The following is a 13,959-nucleotide window of genomic DNA, read 5'->3' as shown; positions in this document are numbered from 1 at the left end:
GTCATAATCATTCACTCCTTTTTTGCGGCGCATTCGGGTTATTCAAGTAGAATACGGCATCAGCACAATATCCCCCTCCGAGTAACGGAACGAAACACGCTGAGCAGAATCCTTTACAAACTTGGTATATCTGCCGATTACGATTTTCGTGCCGCCAAATACAGTGTTAGTTACGTCAACCTTGGAACTGTCGCTGTCCTCAAGCGTTCTTTCAATTTCGAGAATCCGTTCTTTTGCTTGATCGTTCTCCAGAACCGTTTGTCGCTTCGTAGCCGTTAGCTTAATCCTCAATGCGAGTTTATCTTGCGTTATAAGACCTGAAGCCGCTAATTGGTCGAGTATCGCCAGCGCTTTATCCGTTTTGTCCAAATTATCTGCATGTTGCTTGATATTCATCCTTAATTCAAGCAGCTCGGTCCGATATTCGGGTTTCACCCCTACCTCGATTGAGGTTGCGGTTGACATGGAATTTCCGATAGTTCTCGCACTAACGAGATCTCCTGCCTGTATGCTCCCCCCTACGATTAACCCTTTAGCGCCTGAGCAAATGACGCTTTTGCCAGCCTTCACATGTGAATGCATGATGCTTTGCGACACGAGCACGTCTTCGCCGGCGATTACGTTCCCATCCTGAATAAAGGAGCAGCGGACATTCCGTCCTGCTTTCACATAACCTTTATTACCAGCTAAGATTCCGCCCGTTATTTCAACAGAGCCTTCCGATTCAATTTCTGCACCTTCTACTCCGCCAATTACTCTAATATCGCCCGAAGCCCGGATGCGAAAACCGCTGAGCACATTACCGCGAATGACGACGGTTCCGACAAAATCAATGTTTCCAATGCTGTAATCCACATCGCCGTTTACTTCATATACCGGAAAAACATTTATTTTCTCTTTGTCAGTCATCGTTATTAAACCGTCAATAGCGGCATACATAGCGGTCTGATCAACATTGACTACGACGTTTTTACCCACCTTGAACCTGGCCTGCTTGCCAAGCTTAGGAGGTATCAACTCCCCCGTTACTGTCTTGCCTGCCGGTCCAGGCTGAGGTTCGAATCGCTCTGCAATCAATTGTCCTCGCTTTACGTTTTTAAGCTGGACGACTTCCTTGAAATCTACCTTTCCATCTTCGAGCTCAGCAGGACGATTGTACTTTTTCTCCATATCATAAACTAGCTTTACGAATCCGTCATTCCCCGGAACGGGCGGATCACCCTGGGCAATGAGCGTTTGTTCCTTGCAGTAAGCAAGCGGGTTAGTTCCAATTTGACTCAGCACTTCAGCTCGGAGTCCATGGATAATACCTTTGCTGTGCAAGAAACGCTCAAGCTCTTCTGCGTTACAGGCAAACTCATCTGTCATTCGGTTAAATGTTAAAAAGGCAGACAGCTTATCGACTGATGTTTGAATACGCAGGTATGATTCCAATTGTTGATTGTCCACCTTACTCCCCCCCTCTCTAATGCTGCATGAGTTGATCTTTATTTTTAGCCAACGCTCCGCGAAGCCGCAAGATGGCTTTCGAATGGAGCTGGGAAATTCTCGAAGGTGACAGTGACATAACCTCAGCAATCTCACTTAGTGACAGTTCCTCATAATAGAACAGAGAAACGACGGTACGTTCCTTTTCGGTCAATCGTTCAATCCCATTTATCAACGATTCCTTCAAATAAAATTCATGCACTTTATAGTCCGGGTTTTTTGCCTTGTCATCGACAAGCAGCGACATTCTTGTTTCTGATTCCTCATCGCGTATCGGATCCTCTAAAGAAAATACGGTTGTTACCGCGATATCCTGGAGCATACTTATAAATTCCTTTTCCGATACTTGCAAGTACTCGCTAATCTCGGCATCGGTTACCGAACGCAGATAATGCTGCTCCAAGTACTGATACGCCTCTTCTACTTTTTTCGCCTTTTCACGTACCGAACGCGGAACCCAATCCCCTTGCCTTAAGCCGTCAATTATTGCTCCGCGAATGCGCCATGAAGCATAGGTTTCAAATTGCAAGCCCCGGCAATAATCGAACTTCTCAATCGCGTCGATCAGCCCCATAACGCCGTTGCTGGCTAGATCGTCTTTAATCACATTTTTCGGAAGTCCGATTGCCATACGGTTTGTAACATAATCTACGAGCGGCAAGTATTGTTCGATTAGCTGCTTCTTTGCTTCCAAATCGCTTTGTTCCTTCCAGGCTTGCCACAAATGGAAGTTTGTCAAATGAAGCGTCTTCTGCTCAATCATCGACTCACTCTCCTGTCAGGTGACGAATGGCTTTAACCAATTCCTCAGGCTGAGTATTTTTTGCAGATAACAATTGAGGAGGATTTAAAGGCCGAAAGTCTGCTGCCTCATTGGATGGAGTTTCAACGGACGGCGGTATCGCCCCATCCTGCAGCTGCGATTTAAGCAATTGATTCAGATCATACGTCTCATCAGGCGTCTGCATGTCAAACTGGTTTCCTTTACCAACATCCTGCTCCGAATGCTCTCCGACCAGGGACGGAGGCTGAAGGATGAAGGCCAACACTACGCGTACGCCATACGCAAGAACAAAAAAAGCGATGAAAGCATACACACTTCTAAGCAGCATGACCGAAATCGGATTATTGCCGATTGAGAAAGCTACCGTAAGTACGGTGCCGATCAGTCCAAATACGACATTCCATCGCCATGTTCCCAGCATATCAAATCTCCTTTATACCAAACTGCACACTTCTGATCGAAAGCAATCCATTCGTGCTGTCAAATTCAATCGTGCGTCCAAAACTTCCGCCCGTATCCTGAGCTAAAATCGGTATTTTAAACTTGTGCAGCATTTCGATGCATGATTCCACATTGCGCGGACCAATTCTCAAGGAATCGGAATGACCGGACATCGCAAACATTTGTGCGCCGCCAGCCATTTTAGCTTTCATCCGCTCTATGTAAGCTCCTGCTGCAACCATTCGATCAAGCAGCTCAGGTATGGCAGTATCCGCATATTTTGCAAGATTCATCTTGGTCTCTCGGGCAATATCTGAAGATGGCAGCATGACATGCGCCATTCCAGCCACCTTTCGAATCGGATCAAACAACGTAAGCCCTACGCAAGATCCTAATCCGGTCGTTTTCAGAACGGCTCCTTCCGTTGCGATATTTAAGTCTGCCATGCCAACCTTGATCAAATTTTGTTGTATCATTCGCCGACGACTCCCAAAGCTCTAAAAATTTTATCGAACGATTCCGGATCAGGAATAAGAAAGAAATGACCTTCAAGCGACTGATGATCCTCCAGAAAAGTCGTTTCAATTAGTAAGGCTGAGTCGCCCATCTCGCCATATTGCATGAGTCCATAGCTGAGAATTGCACCTGCCATGTCGACCGCGACAGCTGGAACGGAAGGTGCCATCGACAAGTGAGTGAAGTCCGCCAAAGAAGATAAATACGAACCCGCCAAAATATTTCCTATCTCACATAAAGCCGACAGTTCCATCTCGGAGTAACCTTCTTGTACCTCTGCTTTTATCGAAAGCAGTTGACGGAGAAGCCGTTTGGCAGAAGCTTCTTCTATAATAAAAAACATGTTGCCCGGGGCTTCGCCTTCTACACGTAAGAACACCGCGATTACGATTTGCTCCGAGCCGCCAACACGTTCCGCTACTTCCTCAAAAGGAAGCAGGCTTACTTTAGGAACCGCCATGTCTACAGGCTTGTCTATCAAGCGGGACAATGCCGTTGCGGCATTTCCTGCACCGATGTTGCCGACTTCTTTTAGAACATCTAATTCAAATGCTTCAAAACGGCTATATAGACTCACTAGCTATACCTCAAGCTGTTCGAGTTGAATGATTTCATTTTTATTCAGTACTTCAGACAAATTCAACATGATGAGAAGTCGACCTTCACCAAGCTTCGCAATGCCTCTCAAATATTTTGCTTTAATCCCTCCGACTATTTCAGGCGGCAAATCGATCGTATCGGAGTCAATATCGATAACATCGTTCGCCGAATCAACGATAAAACCAACCTCAATGTCTGCGACGGATACAACGATGATTCTGGAGTTTTCGGTTGCCGTTGTTTCCGATAGGTTAAAACGTCCGCGCAGGTCGAGGACTGGAACGACGACACCGCGCAAATTAATAACGCCTTTAATAAAGCTTGCTGTTTTGGGTACGCGTGTAATTGGAGACAATCTTTCAATTGTTCGAACCTTATCGACTTCAATCCCATACTCTTCGTTGCCAAGCGCAAATACGATAACCTTTAACTCTTCTCCCATCGTAAAAACCTCCCTATTTGATCAGTGAATTCGGATCTACTATAAGTGCGACATAGCCGTCTCCAAGTATCGTTGCGCCAGAAATCGTTTCGATATTGGTTAAATATTTCCCTAATGACTTTAAGACAATTTCGCTTTGTCCGATAAATTCATCAACCATAACGGCTGCCCACTTTTCGCCCTTGCGGACAACGACAATTTCCGTTTCATCTTCGTCATTTTCGTTGAAATCTGGAGAATCCAGCACTTTACTTAAAGATATTAATGGGATAATACCGTTTCGGAACTCTATCATTCGATTTCCATGTACATTTATAATTTGCTCTTTGCGCAATATACCTGTTTCGACGATTGATGAAAGAGGTATCGCGTATTTCTCCGAACCAAGCTTGATCAGCATGGCTGAAATAATAGACAAGGTCAAAGGCAGCTGAACCGAGAACTTTGTCCCTCTTCCAAAAGCAGAATCAATCGTTACATTACCGCCTAAAGAGGTAATCTTCGATTTCACGACATCAAGTCCAACGCCGCGGCCCGAGATATCAGATATTTTATCGGCCGTGCTAAATCCGGCTGCAAAGATTAGCATATTGATTTCGTCTGGAGACAGCTGTTTAGCTTGCTCCTCCGTAACGACGCCATTCTTAATGGCCGTCTTCAAAACGCGCTCATGATGAATGCCTCTACCGTCTTCCTCCACCTCGATGAAGACATGATTGCCGCTGTGATAGGCTCTTAAATAAATGGTACCCGTTTCCGGCTTGCCTGCTGCAATTCTCTCTTCAACGGTTTCAATCCCATGGTCAACAGAGTTGCGAAGCAAATGAACAAGCGGATCGCCGATCTCATCAATAACCGTTCGATCAAGCTCTGTATCTGCGCCAGTAATAACAAGTTCAATCTTCTTATCTAATGATTTAGCCAAATCACGAATCATCCGAGGGAAACGATTAAATACCGAATCGACCGGTACCATGCGCAGCTTAAGGACAATGCTTTGCAAGTCCGAACTTACGCGAGTCATATGCTCAACCGTTTCCGTTAAATCAGAACGTTTAATCTCACTAGATAGCTGCTCGAGCCTAACGCGGTCTATGAGCAGTTCACTGAACAGATTCATTAACATATCCAGTCTTTCGATATCTACGCGTATCGTACGAGAAACGTTTGCAGGTGCAGGTGCGGCTTGTCCTTTTCTAGGAGCAGCTTCACGGGCAATTTCAGCCTTTGGCTTCACCGCAGAGGACTCTACCGTTGCTTCGACTGCTTCCGCAGCCGCCGCGGCAGGCGCGTTGCTGAGTACAGCCAATGTCTCTGAGTCAAGCGCCGTAACAACTATAGCTTCAATTTCCGATATATTTAAAAGTTGTCCTTGCAGCTCTTCTTGAGTCAAACCCGAAATCGTAAATACCGAGAAGGTGAAATCAAACTTCTCCTGCTCGATATCCTGGACGGACGGTACGGATTTAATAACTTCACCGTTTCGCTCCAGCACTTCGAATACCATATACGCGCGAACCGCTTTCAGCAAGCAATTATTGCGAATGGTCACATGAACATGATATACATGAAGTCCCGCTTCAATAGACTGCAGCAGGATGGAGGACTGAAACTCATCGAGAAGCATCCCGCCAGATGCGCTTGTTGATCCGTCGACCGTCGTTACTGCAGCCTCCAAAGGAGGCTGAGCGGCTTTGCCCGCACTGTAATCGCTTTTCAAAATGAGCTGCAACGAGGTAACGATTGCTGTTACATCAGCTTTTCCTGTGCCTCCTCCAACAATATCCTGCACCATCGTTTCAAGAGCATCCAAACCTTTGAATAAGGTGTCAAAAATAAAGCTGTCCATTTTAAGCTTGCTGTTTCGAACGAGATCAAGCACATTTTCCATCTCGTGGGTCAGCGCCGCCAAATCTTCATATCCCATTGTGGCAGACATCCCTTTCAGCGTATGAGCTGAACGAAATATGGTCTGAACAATACTAAGCTCCTCCGGCTCGCTTTCAAGTCGCAGTAAATTTTCATTCAAGGATTGCAGGTGATCATTTGACTCATCGATAAACATCGACAGATAGGCATTCATATCCATTTCCTAGCACCTCCTGTTAGTATGTCGAGCAGGTTTAGCCTGATTATTTCAACATTGCATGTATTAAATGAGATGCAATGTGTTGCAAAGGTAATATCGTATTGACATGCCCCGCTTCAATTGCAGAACGCGGCATACCATATACCACGCAGGTTTCCTCGGCTTCTGCAATTGTAGAATCGACGCCGCTCTCCACTAGCAGCTTCATCCCTTTGGCACCATCGCTGCCCATTCCAGTCATGATCACCGCATGTCGTTTCAGCTCACGAAACGTGGTCAAGGATTCAAATAGAACATCTACAGAAGGACGATGGCCATTGCGCTGCGGTTGCTCCGTGAGTAATATCGAGTAACCTGAACTGTCCTTCATGAGCTCCATGTGATAACCGCCCGGAGCAATGTAAACGACTCCTGCGGACACTTTTGCGCCTTGCTCGGCCTCAACGACCTTCAGCTCACTGAAGCTATCAAGCCGCTGCGCAAGTGATTTTGTGAATTTAGGAGGCATATGCTGAACCACAAGCACCGGAGCCGGAAAATCTTCGGGCAAGGAAGTAATCACCTCATGCAAGGCCCGTGGTCCGCCCGTCGAGGTACCCATTGCAACGATATGCCGGAATGCTGTTCTCTGCCCAATACCTTTTGGCTTATGCGGTACGGCAGGTTCGACAGCGGTTGCCGAAGAGTCCGCCTGCACATCTTTAACCGTCGGTTTCCGCGGCACATATGTCGATTTCACTTTACTAGTCGCCGCTTGCTCAGATTTATAATCTACAGAAGTAGTATGTAAAGGGGCGGCCGTCGGCTTTATCGGCTGATTATCCCTATTTACTGATAGGTTTGGCTCTAACCGTACCTTAACGGCAATCCGCAGTTTTTCAAGCAAAACCTCGCCTACTTGATGAATGTCGTTCGACAGGGTACTGGAAGGCTTGCGTATAAAATCGAACGCACCGAATTGCAGCGCTTTAATCGTCTCTCTCGTGTTGTCTTCGCTAATTCCCGAAAGCATAATAACAGGTATCGGGTTGAACTGCATGATTTGCTGCAGAGCTTCAATGCCGTTCATTAACGGCATTTCTAAATCTAATGTAACCGCATCGGGCTTCCATACGTGAATCGCCTCAATAGCCTCTTGGCCATTGCCTGCAGTAGCAACAATTGTAAACTGAGGATCCTGCACGATCAGATCGCTTATTATTTTTCGCATAAAAGCGGAATCATCGACAACAAGTACGCGATAGGGAGCCATTCTATTCCCTCCTTTCATTCAAAGGATTATCTTGAAAGCCTGAACATTTTATGCAAAAATCCTTTGACGCCGCCGCTATCCGCACGGCTCTGCGGTAATTCGAGATATTGCTTGGCAATCCTCTCAATGGCAGCGGTTGCTTCGCTTCCCGGAAAGGCGACGGAAAACGGAACCTGACGTTTTACTGCTTTAGAAACGTTAGGATCATCCGGCACGATTCCTAAGGATGGCAGTTTCGATTTCAGAAACCGTTCTGCGACTAAACTGATCTTATCTGCTGTTTGCTTTCCTTCTCGATAATCGGATGCCCGATTGACAATAAGCTTGAACTGAACGTCTGCATTCATCCCTTTTACCATTTTAATAAGCGCGTAAGCATCCGTTATAGAAGTAGGTTCCGGCGTCGTTACAACGATCGTTTCCTGTGCGGCGGTAATAAACTTAACCGTTTCCTTGGATAAACCGGCCCCTGTATCAAACAGGATGACATCATATTTACCATGCAGCTTGCTTATTTCTTCGGCGAAGCCATCTAATTGTTCAGGAGATAAATCCAGCAGGTCTTTGAAGCCTGAGCCTCCGGCAATAAAATGGAGTCCTTCAGGTCCCTCCTGAACGATATCCCAAATCGTCTTTTCCTGTTTAAGCAGGTGATACAAATTATACTGCGATGTTATGCCCATGAGCACATCGATATTAGCCATCCCGATATCGGCATCAAATACGAGCACCTTTTTGCCCAGCTTTTGCAGCGTCAAGGCGAAGTTCAGACTGAAATTCGATTTACCTACGCCGCCTTTCCCGCTTGTTACTGTGATGACGCGAGTCGTACGTCCCTCTTCTTGAAGCTCTCGCTGTTTAATTAAATGACGTAATGCTTCAGCTTGATCGTTCATCGGCTGCCGCTCCCTAACAAATGCTGGATGTACGAACGGACCTGGAACCTATTGATATCATCGGGAACGGTTTGGCCGCTTGCCATATACGTTGGATACAGTTCGAAATTCATGATCAGGTTAAAGATCGCCCCATAAACGGCCGTTTCATCAAGCTTCGTAAACAATACCTTTCGAACGCCATACTTACTAAAATGATCCGCAACCGCAGCCATATCCTTCGTTTTTCCAGTCATGCTAAGTACTAAAACCGTTTCGCTTGGCTCGCTTGATTGCAGCAGACTGTTCACTTCAGACACATGGAGCTCGCTCCGAAAATTGCGTCCAGCCGTATCCATATAAATCAAATCCCGCTCAGCAAGCTGCTTAAAGGCTTTCGGTAAATCCATCTGCGAGAAAACGACCTCCAATGGAACATTCAAAATATTCGCATACGTTCGAAGTTGATCAACGGCGGCAATACGGTACGTATCGGAAGTAATGAACCCAACCTTACGGCCTTGCTTGATCGTTTGCTCAGCGGCCAGCTTCGCGATTGTCGTCGTCTTACCTACTCCGGTAGGACCTACGAAATGGATAACGCGCGCTTCACGACTAATTTCCTGGTCGGCGAATGGGTGAAGCCACTCTTCAAGCTGCGCGGCTGCGTGCTCCCATACCTGTTCTTTCGTGTATTCGGTCTGATCCTCAAATTGCTTGTCCACAATCGACTGGAGCAATCGATCAAGCCACTGCGAATCCAACTCCTGCTCCTCTAAATGAGCTTTAAGCTCAAGCAGTTGATCGGACATCGCGGCGCGATCACTATCCTGCTTCGAGAGCTTGACCATTAATTGTCTTAAATCGCGAATTTCATCGATGATAAATTGCTCGCGATCTGCTCTTTCATCCCGCGTCTCCGCTTGTGCGCCTGGAGGAGGCTCCATGACAGCTGTCGCATTTCGCTGAGCGCCTTTTAAAATTTGTTCAATAGCCGCATTCACCTTAGGCGTAGATTTAGGAGACTGCTGGACAGGCGCTTGCGCTTTATTCGTTTCGATGGCTGCGATTACTTCCATTTTTTTCTTGCAAAACATGCCCATAAAGCCGCCAACCTTGATTTCCTTCGTATTTAATATAACCGCGTCCTTGCCGAGCTCGCTGCGTATTATGGATACAGCTTCAGGCAGCGCATTTACGACATATCGCTTTACTCTCATAGGTTCACCACCCCGACGCTTTGGACTTCAATGTTAGGCTCTAGCTCACTGTAAGAAAGCACGGGCACATCCTGCATCGTTCTCTCGATAATTTGTCTCAAATACATACGGATTGTCGGTGAGGCCAATACAACAGGCTGTTGTCCCGATTGAATTTGACGGTTTACATGCTCATTAAGCTTCTGATAAATCTGCTGCGTAGAAACGGGATCCAAAGCGATATAGCTTCCTTGATCTGACTGTTGAACGGATTCCGCGATTTTCTTCTCAAGCTGAGGCCCGACCGTAATGACACGGAGCGTATCGCCGCCTGATGAGAACTGCTGCGTAATTTGTCTCGACAAAGCCTGACGAACATATTCGGTAAGAATATCGGGATCCTTCGTATAATTTCCATGGTCGGCTAATGCTTCAAATATGGTAACCAGGTCCCGAATGGATACTTTCTCGCGAAGAAGCTTCGCAAGCACTTTCTGCACATCCCCTACTGTCAATATGGATGGAATGAGCTCTTCGATAAGTGCCGGATACGATTCCTTCACATTTTCTACAAGCAGCTTCGCTTCCTGACGTCCGATTAGCTCATGTGCATGACGTTTAATAATCTCTGTAAGATGAGTAGCAACGACGGATGGAGGATCGACTACCGTGTAGCCCGACAATTCTGCGCGTTCCTTCATCTGTTCATCAATCCAAATGGCCGGCAAGCCGAAGGCTGGCTCGGTCGTTTCAATGCCGACAACCGAATCGTCTTCAAATCCAGGGCTCATTGCTAAATAGTGATTAAGCAGCAAATCGCCGCGCGCAACGGTATTTCCTTTTATCTTGATGACATATTCATTCGGTTTTAATTGAATGTTATCTCGAATACGAATGACGGGAACGACCAGTCCGAGCTCAAGCGCGCATTGCCTGCGAATCATAATGATCCTGTCCAGCAAATCGCCCCCCTGCTGCGTATCCGCAAGCGGAATCAAACCATAACCGAATTCAAATTCAATTGGATCGACCTGTAAAAGGCTAATGACGCTTTCAGGGCTGCGAACCTCTTCGATTTGCTGCTCCTCGACAAGCATTTCCTCTTGCTCCTGCCGCTTGTTTATAGCCTTCTGCATAAACCATCCTCCGTACGCCAGCAAAATGGCGAACGGCCATGTCCTAAGCGGACCGATAGGCGTCAGCCCCAAAAGAGCGATTGTTCCCGCGGCTACAAAGAGCAGCTTCGGATACTTGAACAATTGTGAGGTTATATCTTCAGCTAGGTTGCCGTCAGATGCCGCTCTCGTAACGATAAGTCCGGCTGCCGTGGAAATAAGCAATGCAGGTATTTGGCTGACTAATCCGTCGCCAATCGTAAGAATCGAGAACGTCGAGAGCGACTCTCCAAAGCTCAATTCATGGATAGCCATCCCGATAATAAAGCCGCCTACTAAATTGATTATTAGGATAATGATCGATGCGATCGCATCGCCTTTAACGAATTTACTCGCGCCGTCCATGGCGCCATAAAAGTCGGCTTCACGTTCGATTTTCGATCGGCGCTCTTTAGCCTGCTGTTCGTTAATCAAGCCGGCATTTAAATCTGCGTCGATACTCATTTGCTTACCAGGCATCGCATCCAGCGTGAATCTTGCCGCGACCTCGGCAACCCGTTCCGAGCCTTTTGTGATAACGATAAATTGAACGACCACAAGAATAAGGAAAACGATAAACCCGATTGCGATTTGTCCGCCGCCAACCCAGCTGCCAAACGTGGCCACGACTTCTCCGGCCTCGGCATGAGACAATATATTTCTTGTTGTCGATACGTTAAGAGCTAGCCGAAATAAGGTCGTTATTAACAGAATTGCGGGAAATATAGAGAAGTCAAGCGCTTCCCGTGTATTCATGGCAATAAGTAAAATCATCAGACCCATCGATATATTAAGTATAATTAGTACATCAAGCAGAAGTACCGGGATCGGGATTATCATCATGAGTACAATTCCGATTACTCCGAAAAGAATAATAAAGTCTCTTGCTTTCACGACGCTGCCTCCCCCCCTGAATTATGACGACTTTACACGACCCTTCATTTTATATACATATGCGAGCACCTCGGCCACAGCCTGGAACAAATCCGGAGGGATTACATCTCCAATTTCTGCCCGTTCATAAAGCGCTCTCGCGAGCGGCTTATTTTCCATCATGACAATGCCGTTTTCTTTAGCAACCTCTCTTATGCGCAAGGCGACATGATTCATACCCTTTGCGATAATTTTGGGCGCCTCCATCTGTGAGGAGTCATATTTCAACGCAATGGCAAAGTGGGTCGGATTCGTAATAATGACATCGGCTTTTGGCACCTCTTGCATCATTCTTTGAAGCGCCATTCTTCGCTGCCGTTCACGAATCTTGCCCTTAATAAGCGGATCGCCTTCAGATTTCTTATATTCATCTTTAATATCTTGCTTTGACATTCTTAAACTCTTGCTATGCTCGTAACGCTGATAAAAATAATCTGCCAGCGCAAGCACCGTTAGCACCGCGCCTATTTCGATGCCCAACTTAACGGTAAGGCCAGCTGTAAAGCTGAAAATATGTTGAATCGGCAAGCTGGCCAGCACTAGAATACGTTCCCATTCCTTCGTGATCGCCATAAAAACCAATATACCGATAATGAGCAGCTTCAAAACGCTTTTCAAAAATTCGACTAGAGTTCTTGCAGAGAAAATCTGCTTAAAACCTTTGATGGGATTCATCTTGCTAAGCTGCATTTTTAGAGGCTCGCCAGTTAGAAGGAAACCAAACTGCACGATGTTCCCCAATATCCCAATAATGACGGCTACCGCAAAAATGGGCATGAGTATCAGCAGAAGCTCAAGCGTCACATCATTGAAAAGCGTCATGACATTACCGGTTGTCAGGTCCATTAGCAGCCAATCCTCAAACAGATTGCCGAAAAGCATCATTATATGCTGCTTGTAATAGCCGCCCAGCATAATAAATCCCATGAAAGTGAACAGCAGGATAAATGAGCCTGGCAGATCTGCGGATCTAGCGACTTGGCCTTTCTTTCTTGCATCGCCTTGTTTCTTCGGTGTAGCCTTCTCAGTCTTCTCCTGACTGAATAATTGAAGATCCAGCTTCAGGCGGTAATTGCGCACGATAGCATCCTCCCATTACCCTTCAGGCGGCGGTCCTTGTACGATTCCGAATAGCTGCTCCAAAGCATCGAACATAATCGAAAACAGTCTTTCGAAAATACCTGCTAAGCTCGGCATTAGCAATATCAATAAAATCATGCCGATGATAAGCTTCAGCGGTATGCCGATTACAAATACGTTGAACTGCGGCGCTGTCTTCGTCAAAAAACCCAAGCCCACATCGGTTAGAAACATAGCAACGACTAGTGGAGCGGCAATTTGGATCGCTAACAAAAATGTATTTGCTACCATTCTCGTTAGAAAGTCCGTCACGCTGCCATTCATAAGCCTGCTGAAAAGATCATTCGATAATGGCATCCATTGGTAGCTGTCCATCAAGCCGGTTAATAGAAAATGATGACCGTTCATCATCAGAAAGACGACGATTAGAAGCATGTATTTAAAGTTGCCCAGCAAAGGCGCCGATGTCCCCGTATGAGGGTCAACGATGTTAACCATCGCGAAACCTACCTGCAAATCCATAAATGCGCCAGCGGTTTGAACGACTGTAAAAAACAAATAAACCGCATAGCCCATCAGTAAGCCGACTAAAATTTCGCGAAGCAACACAAGTATGTACTCTGCATCCGGTACAATCGATTGCTTCATACCGTACGTTAGAAAAACGATAAACGAAATGAAAAAGCCGAGTCCGATTTTGAACGTATTCGGTACGCCACGGGAAGAGAAAAGCGGCGCCACGACGAAAAACGCTGTTATTCGACAAAAGATCAATAAAAAAATAGGAAACCCCTGTACGATCACATTCATCGCTTCACAACCTAACCGATATATTGATGAAGATTATTCAGCAGATTGTAAGTGAAGTCGATAATCGTATTTAGAATCCACGGTCCAAAAACGATGATGGATACGAAAACGGCTACTATTTTGGGAACAAAGGCCAGCGTCTGCTCCTGAATCTGTGTTGTCGCTTGAAATATGCTGACGAGTAGACCTACGATTAAAGCAAGAGCGAGCATCGGCGCACTGGCTTTCAAAACCACGAAGACGGCTTCACCAGCCAATCCGATTATGAAGTCAGTACTCATGAAACGTTCCTCCTT

Annotated in this window: 14 protein-coding genes; all 14 read right to left on the bottom strand. The window is 46.2% G+C overall.

Annotated features, from left to right (window positions below):
* Window positions 1-42 precede the first annotated feature (42 nt).
* The 14 genes from L1N85_RS01130 to fliQ all read right to left on the bottom strand — a co-directional run bounded on the left by L1N85_RS01130 (window position 43) and on the right by fliQ (window position 13,944).
* Window positions 43-1,449, bottom strand: coding sequence for a DUF342 domain-containing protein (locus L1N85_RS01130; RefSeq protein ID WP_235233919.1), 1,407 nt, complete (start codon window positions 1,447-1,449; stop codon window positions 43-45).
* A gap of 16 nt (window positions 1,450-1,465) precedes the next feature.
* A complete protein-coding gene (locus L1N85_RS01125; RefSeq protein ID WP_235233917.1) occupies window positions 1,466-2,251 on the bottom strand; it encodes a FliA/WhiG family RNA polymerase sigma factor in 786 nt (261 codons plus the stop codon).
* 4 nt (window positions 2,252-2,255) lie between these two features.
* The gene (locus L1N85_RS01120) at window positions 2,256-2,693 is read right to left on the bottom strand and encodes a hypothetical protein (RefSeq protein WP_235233915.1); all 438 of its coding nucleotides are present in this window, start codon (window positions 2,691-2,693) and stop codon (window positions 2,256-2,258) included.
* 1 nt (window position 2,694) lies between these two features.
* Complete coding sequence (locus L1N85_RS01115; protein ID WP_235233913.1) at window positions 2,695-3,189, bottom strand: chemotaxis protein CheD; 495 nt, start codon at window positions 3,187-3,189, stop codon at window positions 2,695-2,697.
* Window positions 3,186-3,806, bottom strand: a complete 621-nt coding sequence (locus L1N85_RS01110) for a chemotaxis protein CheC (RefSeq protein ID WP_235233911.1) — start codon at window positions 3,804-3,806, stop codon at window positions 3,186-3,188. Before L1N85_RS01110 ends, L1N85_RS01115 begins: the two co-directional genes overlap by 4 nt.
* 3 nt (window positions 3,807-3,809) lie before the next feature.
* Window positions 3,810-4,271: a chemotaxis protein CheW gene (locus L1N85_RS01105; RefSeq protein ID WP_235233909.1), complete on the bottom strand. Its 462-nt coding sequence runs from the start codon at window positions 4,269-4,271 to the stop codon at window positions 3,810-3,812.
* A 13-nt stretch (window positions 4,272-4,284) separates the two neighbouring features.
* Complete coding sequence (locus tag L1N85_RS01100) at window positions 4,285-6,360, bottom strand: chemotaxis protein CheA (RefSeq protein WP_235233907.1); 2,076 nt, start codon at window positions 6,358-6,360, stop codon at window positions 4,285-4,287.
* 43 nt (window positions 6,361-6,403) lie between these two features.
* Complete coding sequence (locus L1N85_RS01095; RefSeq protein WP_235233905.1) at window positions 6,404-7,612, bottom strand: protein-glutamate methylesterase/protein-glutamine glutaminase; 1,209 nt, start codon at window positions 7,610-7,612, stop codon at window positions 6,404-6,406.
* A 26-nt stretch (window positions 7,613-7,638) separates the two neighbouring features.
* Window positions 7,639-8,508 carry a MinD/ParA family protein gene (locus L1N85_RS01090; protein ID WP_235233904.1) on the bottom strand — a complete coding sequence of 290 codons (870 nt, stop codon included), beginning with the start codon at window positions 8,506-8,508 and terminating at the stop codon, window positions 7,639-7,641.
* Window positions 8,505-9,707, bottom strand: a complete 1,203-nt coding sequence (flhF, locus tag L1N85_RS01085) for a flagellar biosynthesis protein FlhF (RefSeq protein WP_235233902.1) — start codon at window positions 9,705-9,707, stop codon at window positions 8,505-8,507. The genes L1N85_RS01090 and flhF overlap by 4 nt, the downstream gene beginning before the upstream one ends.
* Window positions 9,704-11,683, bottom strand: coding sequence for a flagellar biosynthesis protein FlhA (gene flhA, locus L1N85_RS01080; RefSeq protein ID WP_407946300.1), 1,980 nt, complete (start codon window positions 11,681-11,683; stop codon window positions 9,704-9,706). The genes flhF and flhA overlap by 4 nt, the downstream gene beginning before the upstream one ends.
* 72 nt (window positions 11,684-11,755) lie before the next feature.
* On the bottom strand, window positions 11,756-12,853 hold the full coding sequence (gene flhB / locus L1N85_RS01075) for a flagellar biosynthesis protein FlhB (protein WP_235233898.1): 1,098 nt from the start codon (window positions 12,851-12,853) through the stop codon (window positions 11,756-11,758).
* Between the two features lie 15 nt (window positions 12,854-12,868).
* Window positions 12,869-13,663: a flagellar biosynthetic protein FliR gene (gene fliR, locus L1N85_RS01070; RefSeq protein ID WP_235233893.1), complete on the bottom strand. Its 795-nt coding sequence runs from the start codon at window positions 13,661-13,663 to the stop codon at window positions 12,869-12,871.
* A gap of 11 nt (window positions 13,664-13,674) precedes the next feature.
* A complete protein-coding gene (gene fliQ, locus L1N85_RS01065) occupies window positions 13,675-13,944 on the bottom strand; it encodes a flagellar biosynthesis protein FliQ (protein ID WP_235233892.1) in 270 nt (89 codons plus the stop codon).
* Window positions 13,945-13,959 lie beyond the last annotated feature (15 nt).

The organism is Paenibacillus alkaliterrae, from assembly GCF_021532375.1.
Taxonomy (GTDB): Bacteria; Bacillota; Bacilli; order Paenibacillales; family Paenibacillaceae; genus Pristimantibacillus; species Pristimantibacillus alkaliterrae.
Note: the sequence above shows the minus strand (reverse complement) of the source record. Positions and strands in the feature narration are given on the sequence as shown.